Raw genomic sequence first — 14,855 nt, 5'->3', positions numbered from 1 at the left:
GCTACCCCGAGCCCCAGCCGAACGACCTGGTCATCCACCAGCAGGACCTTCAGGCCGTGGTCAACGCGCTCTGGCAGGGCGGCGCCAAGGGCATCAAGGTCATGGACCAGCGGCTGATCTCCACGAGCGCGGTGCGCTGCGTGGGCAACACGCTCATCCTCCAGGGCCGCGTCTACTCCCCGCCCTACAAGGTGACCGCCGTCGGCGACCCCGGCAAGCTCAAGAACGCCCTCGCCGCCTCCCCCGAGATCCAGAACTACATGCTGTACGTGAACGCGTACGGGCTCGGCTGGAAAGTGGACGACGACGGAGCGGTGACTCTTCCCGGCTACTCGGGCACAGTGGATCTCCACTACGCGAAGCCCGTGGAGTAGCCGCCTCCTAGCCGCCCTGGGGGAGCCCGTGTCCGTGCGCGTGCTGGTCAGGACGTTCAGCGAACTCTGCATCACCGTCGGCGCCCTGATCGTGCTCTTCGTGGTCTACGTCCTCTTCTGGACCGGTGTGAAGGCCGACAGCGCCATGGACAGCCAGATCGACGAGCTCCAGGACCGCTGGGCGCGGGGCCCGGTCGCCGCGGACGCCCGCGGCGGCGAGCACGGCGGGAAGGCGGGGGACTCCGAGAACGGTGACGTCCCCGCTGGTGACGCGCCCGATGAGCCCCTCCCGTACAAGGACGGCAAAGCCTTCGCCGTCATGTACATCCCGCGCTTCGGTTTCACGTGGAACAAGCCCGTCCTCCAGGGCACCGGCACCGACGTCCTGAAGAAGGGCCTCGGCCACTACGCCTCCACCGCCCGGCTCGGGCAGAAGGGCAACTTCGCCGTGGCCGGCCACCGCCGCACCTACGGCGACCCCTTCAAGGACTTCCCCGAGCTGCGGCCGGACGACGCCGTCGTCCTGACCGACGGCATGACGTGGTTCACGTACCGCGTCGACAAACGGCCCTACCGGACGCTCCCGGGCGACATCGGAGTCATCGATCCCGTGCCGCGCAGATCCGGCTTCGACGGTCCGGGCCGCTACCTCACCCTGACCACCTGTGAACCGGAGTGGGGCCACAGCCACCGGCTGATCGTCTGGGCACATCTGGATGCGACCCAGCCCGTGGAGGCCGGGAAACCGGAGGCACTGCGCCGTTAGTCTGGTGCCGTACGGCGAGGGAGGACCGATGCCGTACGCGACGGAAGGGACGGCATGTACGGCTGGATCTGGCGGCATCTGCCGGGGAACGTATGGGTGAGGGCACTGATCGCGCTGGTGCTCGTCTTCGCCGTGGTCTACGTGCTGTTCCAGTACGTCTTCCCCTGGGCCGAGCCGCTGCTGCCCTTCAACGACGTCACCGTGGACGGCCAGTGAGCACCGCGGGCGGCGCCCGGAGCCGCATCCTCGTCGTCGACAACTACGACAGCTTCGTCTTCAACCTCGTCCAGTACCTCTACCAGCTCGGTGCCGAGTGCGAGGTCCTGCGCAACGACGAGGTCGAGCTCAAGCACGCACAGGACGGCTTCGACGGCGTCCTGCTCTCCCCGGGCCCCGGCACGCCGGAGCACGCGGGCGTCTGCGTGGAGATGGTGCGGCACTGCGCCGACACCGGGGTGCCCGTCTTCGGCGTCTGCCTCGGCATGCAGTCCATGGCCGTCGCCTACGGCGGCGTGGTCGGCCGCGCCCCGGAGCTGCTGCACGGCAAGACCTCACTCGTACGCCACGAGGGCAAGGGCGTCTTCGCGGGCCTGCCGACGCCGTTCACCGCGACGCGCTACCACTCGCTCGCCGCGGAGCCCGCGACCGTACCGGCCGAGCTGGAGGTCACGGCGCGCACCGAGGACGGCATCATCATGGGCGTGCGCCACCGCGAACTCCCCGTCGAGGGCGTGCAGTTCCATCCCGAGTCCGTGCTGACCGAGCACGGCCACCTCATGCTGGCCAACTGGCTCGCGGAGTGCGGCGACACGGGGGCCGTCGGGCGATCGAGCGGGCTCGCCCCGGTGGTGGGCAGGGCCACGGCGTGACCGCCCTGCGCCCCGAGCGCGACTCCTCCGGAGCACCGTACGACGCGAGCGGCGCGTACGGGCATGCCGGTGGCTCCGCGCCAGGGGCGGACGGTGACCTTGAGGCCGCCGTCGACAACCTCGCGGATCCGCTGACCGACCCGCTGCCGGGGCAGCACCCGTCGCCGTGGTTCCGCAGCGGCCCGGCGCAGCAGGAGCCGGAACAGGATCAGGAGCCGGAACAGGATCAGGAGCCGGAGCAGGGGCCGTCACTGGGGTCACAGGGCGCTCAGAGCGCCCAGGAACCACCGGTCACGCCCGAACCGACGTACGAGCAGCTCTACGGCGCGTACGCCCCGCAGCGGGCCACCGAGACCGTCGCTCCCGCGCCGGGTCCCATGCCCCCGGCCTCTCCGCCCCCGTCACCGTCGGCTTCGCCCTCGTACGAGCAGATATCCCGCGACGACGAGACGGTGGGCCTGCGCGTCACCGTGCCCGACGGTCCTGGTCCCACCGAAGGCCGGGCGGCGCGCCGCAAGGCCGCCAAGAAGGGCGGCAAACGCCCCGTACAGACCTCTCCGGGCGCGAGCGCTCCCCTTTCCCGGGTGGAGGCCCGCCGCGCCGAGCGGGCCCGTAGACCGTCGGCGGGCACGGTCATCAGCCGGGGGCTCGGCGAGGTCTTCATCACCGTGGGCGTCCTGATGCTGCTCTTCGTCACCTACCAGCTCTGGTGGACGAACATCCGGGCCCACCAGCAGGCCGACGGGGCGGCCCGGGACCTCCAGGACGAGTGGGCCAAGGGCAAGGGCAAGCCGGGCACCTTCGAACCGGGTCAGGGCTTCGCCCTCCTGCACATCCCGAAGCTCGACGTCGTGGTACCGGTCGCCGAGGGCATCGACAAGCACAAGGTCCTCGACCGCGGCATGGTCGGCCACTACAACGAGGGCGCCACGAAGACGGCGATGCCGGACGCCGCGCGGGGCAACTTCGCGGTCGCGGGCCACCGCAACACCCACGGCGAACCCTTCCGCTACATCAACCGCCTGGAGCCGGGCGACCCCATCGTCGTCGAGACGCAGGACAAGTACTTCGTCTACAAGATGGCGAGCATCCTGCCGCAGACGAGCCCGGGGAACACCAGTGTGATCGGTCCCGTACCGCCCGGATCGGGCTTCACGAAACCCGGCCGCTACATCACACTGACCACTTGCACCCCGGAGTTCACCAGCAAGTACCGCATGATCGTCTGGGGCAAGATGGCCGAGGAGCGGCCGCGCAGCAAGGGCAAGCCGAGCGCGCTCGTCAACTAGAAGTGTGAGAACGGGGCAGAACCAGTGGCAGCCACGACCGACGACGACGAGAAGCAGGCCGAGGCGCCCGCACCGGAGGCCGAACCGGCCCCGGCCCCACGACGCCGGGGCCGCGGCCCCATCGCCACCGCGGTCAGCGTCTTCGGCGAACTCCTCATCACCGCGGGCCTCGTCCTCGGTCTCTTCGTCGTCTACTCCCTGTGGTGGACGAACGTCGTCGCCGACCGCGAGGCGCACAAACAGGGCGACCGGGTCCGCGACCGCTGGGCGGGCGGCCCCGGCAGCATCGACACCGGGGACGGCATCGGCTTCCTCCACGTACCCGCGATGGGCGGCGGAGAGGTGCTGGTCAAGGAGGGCACCAGCCACAAGGTGCTCAACGACGGCGTCGCCGGGTACTACAAGGATCCGATCAAGTCGGCCCTCCCCGAGGACGAGAAGGGCAACTTCACGCTGGCCGCGCACCGCGACGGGCACGGCGCGAAGTTCCACAAGATCGACAAGATCAAGAAGGGCGACGCGATCATCTACGAGTCGCGGGACAAGTGGTACGTGTACAAGGTGTACGCGACGCTGCCCGAGACCTCGAAGTACAACGTGAGCGTCCTCAAGCCGGTCCCCAAGGAGTCGGGCGCGAAGAAGGCGGGCCGCTACATCACACTGACGACGTGCACGCCGGTCTTCACCTCGAACTACCGCTACGTCGTCTGGGGCGAGCTGGAGCGGATCGAGAAGGTCGACAACAAGCGGACGCCGCCCGCTGAGCTGCGGTAACCCCCACTCGTACGGCAGAAGCCCCGGTCACCGCCGCTGAGCGGCGACCGGGGCTTCCGTCGTACCTGCGAGACGGGCCGGTCAGTTGCCCCAGCCGTGTTCGCGCTTGTCGCGTTCGGACAGGCGGTCCCAGATGTTGCCGCCGTCGTTGTTGCCGTTGCCGGGATCGTTGCCGCCCGCGGTGGTCAGGTTGACCGCGGAGCCCGGCTCGACCTTCTCGCCCGCGTTGGGCTGGGGCAGGACCACGATGGCGTTGTCGTCCTGCGGTCCGGTGATGGTGCCGACCGTCAGATCGGCCTCCTCGATGGCCTTGCGGGCGTCCTTGAGCTTCTGCCCGGCGAGGGGCGGGACGGTGGTCTCCTCGGGCTTCTTGGCGACCTGGACGGTCACCGTGGAGCCGGGGTCGACCGACGACCCGGCGGCGGGCGTCGTCTGGATGACCTTGCCCTCCTCGACGTCGCCGCTGGCCACGTCCGAGCGGCTCGCCACGAGGTTGTTGTCCTCGATCTGCTTCTTCGCCTCTTCCCAGGTCTTGCCGGTGACGCTGGGGACGGTGGACTGCGCCTTCTTCTTGGCGACGATGAGCGTGATCTTGCTGCCCTTCTCCACCTCGGCGCCGAAGACCGGGTCCGTCTCGAGGACCGTGCCCGGCTCCTCGGTGGACTCACGGGACTTCGTGTCCACGTTGAACTGGTACTTGTCGTCCTCAAGCTTCTCGGTGGCCTCGGCGACCTGCGTGTTGATCACGTTCGGCACCGCCACCTTCGGGGCGCCCGTCGAGACCGTCACCGTGATGGTGTCGCCCTTCTCGACCTTGGTGTCCGCCCCGGGGTCCTGCTCGCAGACCTCGCCCTTCGGGTACTTCTCGCAGGGCTCGCGCTTGCCGACCTCGATCTTCAGGCCGACGTTGGTCGCCGACTCCTTGGCGTCCTTGTAGGGCTCACCGACGAAGTTCGGGGCCTTGAGCGAGTCGTCACCGCCGCCGTCCCCGGTGAACGCCCACTTGCCGATCAGGATCGCGCCCACCAGCACCAGGACGCCCGCCACGATCAGGAGCCACGTCGAGGCGTTGGACTTCTTCTGGCGCCGGCCGCGTCCGTTCTCGTCATAGCCATAGCCGCCGTCGTCCGGGTTGACCGGCGGCAGCATGGACGTCGGGGCGCCGCCGCCCTGCTGCCGCAGCATCGCGGTCTGCTGGTCGGCCCCGTAGCCGTCGGCCCCGCCGTAGCCGACCGCGCCCATGGCGGCGGTGGCGGCGACCGGCTGCCCGTCGAGGCAGGCCTCGATGTCGGCGCGCATCTCGTCGGCCGACTGGTAGCGGTAGTCCGGGTCCTTGGTGAGGGCCTTCAGGACGATGGCGTCCATCTCCGGAGTGATCTCTCCGTCGAAGACGCTGGGAGCCTGCGGCTCCTCACGTACGTGCTGGTAGGCGACCGCTACCGGGGAGTCACCGACGAACGGCGGCCGGACGGTCAGCAGCTCGTACAGGAGGCAGCCGGTGGAGTAGAGGTCGGAGCGGGCGTCGACCTGCTCGCCCTTGGCCTGCTCCGGGGAGAGGTACTGCGCCGTGCCGATGACCGCCGCCGTCTGGGTCATGGTCATCCCGGACTCGCCCATGGCGCGGGCGATGCCGAAGTCCATGACCTTGACCTGCCCGTTGCGCGTCAGCATGACGTTCGCGGGCTTGATGTCACGGTGGACGATGCCGTTGCGGTGCGAGTACTCCAGGGCCTGGAGGATGCCGATCGTCATCTCCATGGCCCGCTCCGGCAGCAGCTTGCGGCCGGAGTGCAGCAGCTCACGCAGCGTCGAGCCGTCGACGTACTCCATCACGATGTACGGGATGGAGACCCCGTCCACATAGTCCTCGCCGGTGTCATAGACCGCGACGATGGCCGGGTGGTTGAGCGAGGCGGCGGACTGGGCCTCACGGCGGAACCGGGCCTGGAACGACGGGTCGCGGGCGAGGTCGACTCGCAGCGTCTTCACCGCCACGGTGCGACCGAGGCGGGTGTCGTGCGCGAGGTAGACCTCCGCCATCCCACCACGGCCGAGCACCTGGCCCAGCTCGTACCGGCCGCCGAGGCGACGCGGCTCTTCCATAGCTAATCCAGCCCTCTCCGTCGGTCCCGACCGCACCGTGTGTGGTCCGGCGGTGTGCTGTCCGGGCTTACCGTACCCGGCTCGACTTACGTGACCCGGACACCACCGTCAGCCGATACCGGACCGGTACCGCAACGTGCACCGATGGGGAGTCGTCGTGACGGGGGTCACTTCTTGCTTTCGATGACTGCCTTCATCACGTCCCTGGCGATGGGCGCGGCGAGGCCACCACCGGAGATGTCGTCACGGCTGGCCTTCTCGTCCTCGACGACCACGGCGACGGCGACCGGCGAACCGGAATCCGTCTTGGCGTACGAGATGAACCAGGCGTAGGGGTTCTTGCTGTTGGCGACGCCGTGCTGCGCCGTACCGGTCTTGCCTCCGACAGTGACGCCGTCGATCTTGGCGTTGGTTCCCGTGCCGTCGTTGACGACCGTCTCCATCATTTCCTGCAGCTTCTGGGCGTTCTCCTTCGACAGCGGCTCGCTCATCTCCTTGGGCGAGTGCTTCTCGATGGTGTCCAGGTTCCGCGCCTGGAGCTCGGAGACCATGTACGGCTCCATGAGCGTGCCGTCGTTGGCGACCGCGGAGGCGACCATGGCCATCTGGAGGGGCGTCGCGGCGGTCTCGAACTGACCGATGGAGGACAGCGCGGTCTGCGGCCTGTCCATCTCCTCGGGGAAGTTCGAGGCGTTCGAGCGGACCGGCACGAACTGCTGCTCGTTGAAGCCGAACTTCTTCGCCGTCTCCAGCATCTTGTCCTTGCCGAGATCGGAACCGATCTTGCCGAAGACGGTGTTGCAGGAGACCCGCAGCGCCTCACGCAGCGAGGCGTTCTTGCAGGGGATGTTGCCCTCGTTCGGCAGCGGCTGGGTCGTGTCGGGCATCGTCCAGGGCAGCGGCGAGCGCGTCTTGCCGTCGATGTCGTCGTACAGACCGTGCTCCAGGGCGGCCGCCGCCGTGACCACCTTGAAGGTGGAGCCGGGCGGGTAGGTCTCGCGCAGCGCGCGGTTGACCAGCGGCTTGTCCTTGTCCTTGTCGAGCTGGAGGAACTTCTCGGCCTCGTCGTTGGTGTTCCCCGCGAAATCGCCCGGGTCGTACGAGGGCGTGGAGGCCAGCGCGAGGATCGCGCCCGTGGACGGGTCGATCGCGGCGACGGCGCCCTTGCCGTTCCGCGTCAGACCCTTGTACGCGGCCTTCTGCGCGGCGGAGTTGAGAGTGGTGACGACATTGCCGCCCTCCTTCTTCTCGCCGGTCAGCATGTCGAGCGTGCGGCGGAAGAAGAGCCGGTCGTCGTTGCCGGTCAGGATGCCGTCGTCGATGCTTTCGAGCTGGGTGGCACCGATGCGCTGCGAGGAGTACCCGGTGACGGGGGCCCACATGGGCCCGTCCTTCCAGGTGCGCTTGTACTTCAGGTCGCTGCCCGGCGTGGACTTGGAGCCGGTGATCGGCTTGCCGTCCACGATGATGTCGCCGCGCGGCTGCGAGTAGCGCTCGATGGTGACGCGGCGGTTCTTCTCGTGCTTGGCCAGGGAGTCGGCCTGGACGTACTGGAGCCAGTTGTCCCGGGCGAGCAGGGCGAGGACGAGCAGCCCGCAGAAGATCGCGATCCGGCGCAGGGGCTTGTTCACGGTCGGACCACCTGGGTCATCTCAGCATCGGGATTCGGGGCGGGGGACGGGGCGGGACGGCGCGCGGTGTCGCTGATACGGATCAGGATGCCGACCAGGGCCCAGTTGGCGATGACGGACGAACCGCCGTAGGCCAGGAACGGCATGGTCATACCGGTCAGCGGGATCAGGCCCATGACGCCGCCGGAGACGACGAACACCTGGATGGCGAAGGCGCCGGACAGGCCGATCGCGAGAAGCTTGCCGAACGGGTCGCGGGCGGCGAGAGCCGTACGGACACCGCGCTCGACGATCAGACCGTAGATCAGCAGGATCGCCATGACGCCGGCCAGGCCCATCTCCTCGCCGAAGGTGGCGAGGATGAAGTCGGAGTTGGCGGCGAAGCCGATCAGGTCGGAGTTGCCCTGGCCGAGGCCGGTGCCGAGGACACCACCGGAGCCGAAGGCCATCAGGGACTGCGCGATCTGCTCCGTCTGCTGGAGGGTCTCCGGGGCGAACGGGTTCAGCCAGGCGTCCACACGCTGCTGCACATGGGGCTCGAACGAGGCCACGCCCACCGCGCCGAAGGCGGACATCAGCAGACCGAAGACGATCCAGCTGGTGCGCTCGGTGGCGACGTACAGCATCACGACGAACATGCCGAAGAACAGCAGCGACGTACCGAGGTCGGTCTCGAAGACCAGGATCAGGATCGACAGCGCCCAGACCACGATGATCGGTCCCAGGTCACGGCCGCGCGGCAGATACAGGCCCATGAAGCGGCGGCTGGCCAGGGCGAGCGCGTCCCGCTTCACCATCAGATAACCGGCGAAGAAGATCGCGATGACGATCTTGGCGAACTCACCCGGCTGGATGGTGAAGCCACCGACCCGGATCCAGATCTTGGCGCCGTAGATGTTCTCTCCGAGACCCGGCACGAGCGGCAGCAGCAGCAGCACGATCGCGCCCACCATGGAGATGTACGTGTACCGCTGCAGGACGCGATGGTCCTTCAGGAAGATCAGCACGGCCACGAAGAGCGCGATACCGATCGCCGAGTACATCAGCTGGTTCGGCGCCGACGGACTGAAGGCGCCGAACTGTGCCTTGGCGTTGTTCTGCAGCTTCTCCGACTGGTCGAGGCGCCAGATGACGACAAGACCCAGGCCGTTGAGCACGGTGGACAGCGGCAGCAGCAGCGGGTCCGCGTACGCGGCGAACTTGCGTACGACGATGTGGCCGACGCCTGCGAGCAGGCCGAGCCCCATCCCGTACCCGAGCATCCCTGACGGCAGCTCGCCGTCCAGCGCGAGGCCCACGTTGATGTAGGCGAAGAGCGGGATGACGACCGCGAACGCGAGCAGTGCGAGCTCGGTGTTGCGCCGGCTCGGCGCTCCGATCGCGCCGATCGTCGACGTGTGTGTAGTACTGCTCATGGCGTGCAGAGGCCCCCAACGGCTGCTTACTGCTTACCGCACAGCGGGACCAGCTTCTGCTCATCCTCGGAGAGGCTGGGGCCGGGTGTGGGAGTCGGTGCGGTCTTGGACTTGTTCTTGTCGGTCGTGTTGTTCTTGTCGTCCTTGGTCGTGCCGGACGACGGGTCGGTCGGGTCCGGGGTCGGCGCCGTGCGCAGCCCGGTCGAGCCGCCCGCCTCGCCCTCGCCGGTCTTGGCGTTGTTCTCGCGCTCGACCTCGCGGCGCTCGGCGTCCTTCTTGCACGCGGAGGCCTGTACGCCCAGCTCGTCGATCTTGCCCCGGGCGTCGACCAGGTCGTCCTCGGGGATGGTCGCCTCGACCTGCTTGCGCTGGTAGGGCGGCAGGTACTTGAGTTCGATCTCGGGGTGGTCCTTCTCGACCTTCGAGAGACTGACCCAGGCCAGGTCCTGGTCGATGCCCCGGTAGAGCGCGATGTGCTCGTCTTTCGTACCCACGTAGTACTGGGTCTGCGTCCAGCGGTATCCGCCGTAGAGACCGCCGCCGATGACGGCGAGAGCGAGTACCGCGTAGAGCGATCTCTTGAGCCACCTGCGGCCGCCGCGCGGCTTCACGAAGTCGTCGTCGCCGTACGCGTCGAAGCTGCCGCCAGGCGCGTACCCAGCGGGGTCGCCGCTTCCGGGCGGGCCGAAACCGCCGCCTCCGGAGGGCTGCGGCGGCACGGGACGGCCGAGCCCCGACGCACGGCCCGCGGGCGTCTGCATGGCGCCGTCGTCCTGCGACTGGAGCTGGTTCTCCGCGACCGCGCCGACCACCACGGGGGTGTCGGAGAGCTGGCCCGCGAGGGTGTCGCCGCTGTCGATGTCCAGGACGTCGGCGACGATCACCGTGATGTTGTCGGGGCCGCCGCCGCGCAGCGCGAGCTGGATCAGCTCCTGCACGGTCTCCTGCGGCCCCTGGTAGGACGCGAGGGTTTCCTCCATGGTCTGGTGCGAGACGACCCCGGAGAGGCCGTCCGAGCAGATCAAATAGCGGTCACCGGCGCGGACTTCGCGGATGGAGAGGTCGGGCTCGACATGGTCACCACTGCCCAGCGCGCGCATCAGCAGGGAGCGCTGCGGGTGGGTGGTGGCCTCCTCCTCGGTGATGCGGCCCTCGTCGACGAGGCGCTGCACCCAGGTGTGGTCCTGGGTGATCTGCGTGAGCACCCCGTCCCGCAGCAGGTACGCGCGCGAGTCACCGACGTGCACGAGGCCGAGGCGCTGGCCCGTCCACAGGAGGGCGGTCAGGGTCGTCCCCATGCCTTCGAGCTGGGGGTCCTCCTCGACCATCAGCCGGAGCTGGTCGTTGGCCCGCTGTACGGCCGTGCCGAGGGACGTCAGGATGTCCGAGCCCGGCACGTCGTCGTCGAGCGTGACGAGCGTCGAGATCACCTCGGAGCTCGCCACCTCACCCGCGGCCTGGCCCCCCATGCCGTCGGCGATGGCGAGGAGACGGGGACCGGCGTAACCGGAGTCCTCGTTCCCCTCCCGGATCATGCCTTTGTGCGATCCGGCGGCGAAGCGCAAAGACAGACTCATGCGCACCTCGCCCGTCGGCTCCGGGTACATCCGCACGGTGCCCACCCTCCGGTCGGGAGCGCGCCGGCGTCCAGTGCCTGGACAGCCGCTTCGGCCGGCTCGCTCCGCTCGCGCTCTTTCATGACGTAGCACTACTTCCGCAGTTCGATGACGGTCTTGCCGATGCGGATCGGCGCGCCCAGCGGAACGGGCGTCGGGGTGGTGAGTCGGGTCCGGTCGAGATACGTGCCGTTGGTGGACCCGAGATCCTCGACGATCCACTGGCCGTCACGGTCCGGGTAGATCCTGGCATGCCTGCTGGAGGCGTAGTCGTCGTCCAGCACGATCGTGGAGTCGTGCGCCCGGCCCAGCGTGATGGTCTGGCCCTGCAACGCGACCGTCGTCCCGGCGAGGATGCCCTCGGAGACGACGAGCTTGCTGGGGGCGCCACGGCGCTGGCGGCCGCCGCCGCTCTGCTGCTGGCGCTGCGGCGGCGGTGCGGCCTGCTGCTGCTGGCGGGCGGCCTGCTGCGGCCGCTCACGGCGCGAACCGCGCTGAGTGACGCGCGTTCCGAACAGGTCGCTGCGGATGACCTGGACGGCCACGATCACGAACAGCCACAGGACGGCTAGAAAACCTAGCCGCATGACCGTCAGGGTCAGCTCTGACATTGCCCCCGCTTCACCCTTCGGCTTGCCGGTAAACGATGGTGGTTTGGCCCACGACGATCCGCGAGCCGTCGCGGAGCGTAGCGCGGGTGGTGTGCTGCCCGTCTACCACGATGCCGTTGGTAGACCCGAGATCCTGGATCGTCGAGGGCGTTCCGGTCCGGATCTCACAGTGCCGGCGCGATACGCCGGGGTCGTCGATCCGCACATCGGCGTCGGTGCTGCGGCCCAGCACCAGCGTCGGGCGGGAGATCTGATGGCGGTTGCCGTTGATTTCGATCCAGCGCCGCACCTGGGCGCCCGGAAGAGGACCGGCTCCAGGGCCCGCGGGCCTGCCCGCAGCCGGGGACTGGCCCCCGGGGCGGCCCGCGCCGGGCGGCGGTGCCGCCGGCATGGGAGGAGCACCGGGAGCACCGGAGGGCGGCTGCGGATAGCCATAGCCGCCGCCCGCGCCGCCACCGGCACCACGGCCGGGCGCCGCGGCGCCGCCGGGCGTGGGGCCCGCGGGGCTCTCGGGAGACTGGGAGGTGCTGGAGGCCAGCGTCCGGCTCCGCACCCGGTACAGACCGGTGTCGAGGTCGTCGGCCTTCTCCAGGTGGACCTTGATGGGGCCCATGAAGCTGTAGCGCTGCTGCTTGGCGTAGTCGCGCACCATGCCGGAGAGCTCGTCGCCGAGCTGGCCGGAGTAGGGGCTGAGACGCTCGAAGTCGGGGGCGCTGAGCTCCACGATGAAGTCGTTGGGGACCACGGTCCGCTCGCGGTTCCAGATCGTGGCGTTGTTGTCGCACTCCCGCTGGAGGGCGCCGGCGATCTCGACGGGCTGGACCTCGGACTTGAACACCTTGGCGAAGGTGCCGTTGACCAGACCTTCAAGTCGCTGTTCGAACTTCTTCAGGACTCCCATGGGGCACCTCCTCCGTCGTAGTCATCCTGGTACTGCTTACTGATCGTATCCACGCGCCGGGAAATCGGCTGGTTCCCCCTGTCCGCACGGTCGACGAGTGTCGCCTCTCACAAGAACTCCCCGCACCTGCCCAGAAGATCCTCCCAGGACCCCTGACGAAACCCTGACTTCCGGCCCGGCAGCCCCTCCGGGCGGCTGCTCGGTACGCGTGCTCGAACTTCCTCTTACCCGGGATCGTAGAGGGGGCTCAGAGTCAGTGTCCCGCACCTGGCCGTGGAGCCGGTCCCGAGCCCTTCCGTCGGCCTCCGCTTACGCCTCTCCGACAGCCGCGCACGGCACACTGCCCTCCGTTCCCGCCGTCACTGTCGTTGTGGTCGCGCTGCCGCTGTGCCGCCGCCGTGCCGCTGCCGCCGCCGCTGTCGGTCCGGGCTGCTGCCTGCCACGTTCGCCGGGGCGCGAGGTGTGGTCCGGGGCGGATCTCCGCCGCGTACCGGCGAGATCCTGCTGCTGGTGCCCGCCCCGAACGGATGTGAATCCACCCGCCGCAGCGTGCTAATCTTCTGGATGTCGGCAGGCGCTCGCAGAACACCGCGAGAACCAAAAGACAGCACCCATGCGCGGGTGGCGGAATAGGCAGACGCGCTGGATTCAGGTTCCAGTGCCCGCAAGGGCGTGGGGGTTCAACTCCCCCCTCGCGCACCACGAGGAAGCGGTCCTCTTCCGGATGAAGATCCGGAAGAGGGCCGCTTCTTTATTGTGCCGCGGGGGTCGTTCTGTGGCTGTGGGCAGCTCGCTGTTCGATTCGGCCCCGGCCTGACCCGGTTCGGCCGACCTGGCCGACCTGGCCGATCGGGCCGATCGGGCCGATCTGGCCGACCGCCCTCGACCGGTCGCTTCCCTTCGACGCCGCCGTGATGTATGTCACCCGAGTTATCCACAGGCTCTGACGGCTTTCGAGGCCCGGCGGTACGTTCAAAGCCGGATCGACGGACGAACCGGCGGGGGCGATGGGCATGACGAAACAGGGCGACACCGAGAGCGGGACCCGGAGCGGGCCCCAAGGCGGCACCGAGCGGGCCGAGGGGCGGCCTTACGGGCGGCTGCCCCGCGTTCCGGGGTTCGCGCAATGGCCGACGCGGTCGGCACCCGGCGCCCTGACGCCCAAGGGCGAGGGCAAGGCGATCCGTGCGCGGGTGCCGCGCGCCGCGCACGCGGAATTCGAGGCGCGCTCCGCACGGCCGGACCCCGTGGACGCCCTCCGGGAGTCCAGCCGCGGCAGGCTCCCCGAGCTCACACCGATCAGGACCGGCCGGATGGCGGCCTCCCCCTTCGCCTTCCTGCGCGGCTCCGCGGGGCTCATGGCATATGACCTGGTGGCCACGCCACTGACCGGCATAGGTGCGCAGATATGCGGAGACGCGCACGCCGGAAACTTCGGACTCTACGGAGACGCGCGCGGCGGACTCATCATCGACCTCAACGACTTCGACGAGACGGCCCACGGCCCCTGGGAGTGGGACCTCAAGCGCCTAGCCGCCTCCCTCGTTCTCGCGGGCCGCGAGGCGGGCGCGGACGATGACGTCTGCGAGGCCGCCGCACGGGACTCCGTCGGTGCCTACCGCCGCACCATGCGACTGCTCGCGAAGCTGCCCGCCCTGGACGCGTGGAACGCCATCGCGGACGAGGAGTTGGTCTCCCACACCCACGCACGTGACCTCCTCGGCACCCTGGAGAAGGTCGCCGAGAAGGCCCGGCAGAACACGAGCGCCCGCTTCGCCGCCAAGTCGACCGAGCGGATCGAAGGCGCCGACGGCTCCGAAGGGCGGCGCTTCCTCGACGCCCCGCCCGTGCTGCGCCGGGTCCCGGACGCGGAGGCCGCCGCGGTGGCGGGCTCACTCGGGGAGTATCTGCGCACGCTGACGGAGGACCGGCTCCCGCTGCTCGCGCGGTACGCGATACAGGACGTCGCCTTCCGTGTCGTCGGCACGGGCAGCGTGGGCCTGCGGTCCTACGTGGTGCTGCTGCTCGATCACCGGGGCGAGCCGCTGGTGCTCCAGGTCAAGGAGGCGCGGGCCTCCGCACTCACCGCGCACCTGCCCGAGGCCGGTTTCAAGGCGCCCGACGTGGCACACGAGGGGCACCGCGTGGTGCTCGGCCAGAAGCGCATGCAGGTCGTCAGCGACTTCCTGCTCGGCTGGACGACAGTGGACGGACTTCCCTACCAGGTACGGCAGTTCAGGAACCGCAAGGGAAGCGTGGACCCGGCGGCTCTGGCCGCCGACCAGATAGACGACTACGGACGCATGACCGGAGCCCTGCTGGCCCGCGCCCACGCGCACAGCGCGGACCCACGGCTCATAGCCGGTTACTGCGGCAAGAACGACGAACTGGACGAAGCGATCACCCGCTTCGCCACGGCATACGCGGACCGCACGGAGCAGGACCACGCGCTGCTCGTGCGGGCGGTCAAGGAGGGACGGGTGGCGGCTGAGGGCGGGGTTTGAGG

The 14,855-nt window shown here is 69.2% G+C and carries 13 protein-coding genes and 1 tRNA gene; 8 read left to right on the top strand and 6 right to left on the bottom strand.

What is annotated here, in order from left to right:
* The 6 genes from AB8Z36_RS08175 to AB8Z36_RS08150 form a co-directional block, all read left to right on the top strand.
* The coding region (locus AB8Z36_RS08175; RefSeq protein ID WP_369212527.1) for a DUF881 domain-containing protein at positions 1–374 on the top strand (374 nt) is incomplete at its 5' end.
* A 34-nt stretch (positions 375–408) separates the two neighbouring features.
* Positions 409–1,140 carry a class E sortase gene (locus tag AB8Z36_RS08170; protein WP_369212528.1) on the top strand — a complete coding sequence of 244 codons (732 nt, stop codon included), beginning with the start codon at positions 409–411 and terminating at the stop codon, positions 1,138–1,140.
* 54 nt (positions 1,141–1,194) lie between these two features.
* A complete protein-coding gene (locus AB8Z36_RS08165; protein WP_369212526.1) occupies positions 1,195–1,356 on the top strand; it encodes a hypothetical protein in 162 nt (53 codons plus the stop codon).
* Positions 1,353–2,009, top strand: coding sequence for an aminodeoxychorismate/anthranilate synthase component II (locus tag AB8Z36_RS08160; protein ID WP_369212525.1), 657 nt, complete (start codon positions 1,353–1,355; stop codon positions 2,007–2,009). The genes AB8Z36_RS08165 and AB8Z36_RS08160 overlap by 4 nt, the downstream gene beginning before the upstream one ends.
* Positions 2,006–3,298 carry a class E sortase gene (locus tag AB8Z36_RS08155; protein ID WP_369212524.1) on the top strand — a complete coding sequence of 431 codons (1,293 nt, stop codon included), beginning with the start codon at positions 2,006–2,008 and terminating at the stop codon, positions 3,296–3,298. Before AB8Z36_RS08160 ends, AB8Z36_RS08155 begins: the two co-directional genes overlap by 4 nt.
* 24 nt (positions 3,299–3,322) lie before the next feature.
* Positions 3,323–4,072: a class E sortase gene (locus AB8Z36_RS08150; RefSeq protein WP_369212523.1), complete on the top strand. Its 750-nt coding sequence runs from the start codon at positions 3,323–3,325 to the stop codon at positions 4,070–4,072.
* An 81-nt stretch (positions 4,073–4,153) separates the two neighbouring features.
* Here AB8Z36_RS08150 and pknB read toward each other — a convergent pair whose 3' ends face one another.
* The 6 genes from pknB to AB8Z36_RS08120 all read right to left on the bottom strand — a co-directional run bounded on the left by pknB (position 4,154) and on the right by AB8Z36_RS08120 (position 12,349).
* Positions 4,154–6,175 (bottom strand): Stk1 family PASTA domain-containing Ser/Thr kinase, encoded by a 2,022-nt coding sequence (gene pknB / locus AB8Z36_RS08145; RefSeq protein WP_369212522.1) that lies wholly within the window; start codon positions 6,173–6,175, stop codon positions 4,154–4,156.
* A 167-nt stretch (positions 6,176–6,342) separates the two neighbouring features.
* Complete coding sequence (locus AB8Z36_RS08140; RefSeq protein WP_369212521.1) at positions 6,343–7,806, bottom strand: peptidoglycan D,D-transpeptidase FtsI family protein; 1,464 nt, start codon at positions 7,804–7,806, stop codon at positions 6,343–6,345.
* The gene (locus AB8Z36_RS08135) at positions 7,803–9,221 is read right to left on the bottom strand and encodes an FtsW/RodA/SpoVE family cell cycle protein (RefSeq protein ID WP_369212520.1); all 1,419 of its coding nucleotides are present in this window, start codon (positions 9,219–9,221) and stop codon (positions 7,803–7,805) included. Before AB8Z36_RS08135 ends, AB8Z36_RS08140 begins: the two co-directional genes overlap by 4 nt.
* A 26-nt stretch (positions 9,222–9,247) precedes the next feature.
* On the bottom strand, positions 9,248–10,798 hold the full coding sequence (locus tag AB8Z36_RS08130; protein WP_369212519.1) for a Stp1/IreP family PP2C-type Ser/Thr phosphatase: 1,551 nt from the start codon (positions 10,796–10,798) through the stop codon (positions 9,248–9,250).
* A gap of 131 nt (positions 10,799–10,929) precedes the next feature.
* On the bottom strand, positions 10,930–11,448 hold the full coding sequence (locus AB8Z36_RS08125) for an FHA domain-containing protein FhaB/FipA (RefSeq protein WP_369212518.1): 519 nt from the start codon (positions 11,446–11,448) through the stop codon (positions 10,930–10,932).
* Between the two features lie 10 nt (positions 11,449–11,458).
* Positions 11,459–12,349, bottom strand: a complete 891-nt coding sequence (locus tag AB8Z36_RS08120; protein WP_369212517.1) for an FhaA domain-containing protein — start codon at positions 12,347–12,349, stop codon at positions 11,459–11,461.
* Positions 12,350–12,964: 615 nt separating this feature from the next.
* Here AB8Z36_RS08120 and AB8Z36_RS08115 point away from each other — a divergent pair.
* Together AB8Z36_RS08115 and AB8Z36_RS08110 are read left to right on the top strand one after the other, a co-directional pair.
* Positions 12,965–13,051, top strand: a tRNA-Leu gene (locus tag AB8Z36_RS08115).
* Positions 13,052–13,362: 311 nt separating this feature from the next.
* Positions 13,363–14,853: a DUF2252 domain-containing protein gene (locus AB8Z36_RS08110; RefSeq protein ID WP_369212516.1), complete on the top strand. Its 1,491-nt coding sequence runs from the start codon at positions 13,363–13,365 to the stop codon at positions 14,851–14,853.
* The last annotated feature ends 2 nt before the right edge of the window (positions 14,854–14,855 follow it).

This window comes from Streptomyces flavofungini (assembly GCF_041028215.1).
In the GTDB taxonomy this organism is placed as follows: domain Bacteria; phylum Actinomycetota; class Actinomycetes; order Streptomycetales; family Streptomycetaceae; genus Streptomyces; species Streptomyces flavofungini_B.
This window is presented reverse-complemented; position numbering and strand designations above follow the sequence as displayed.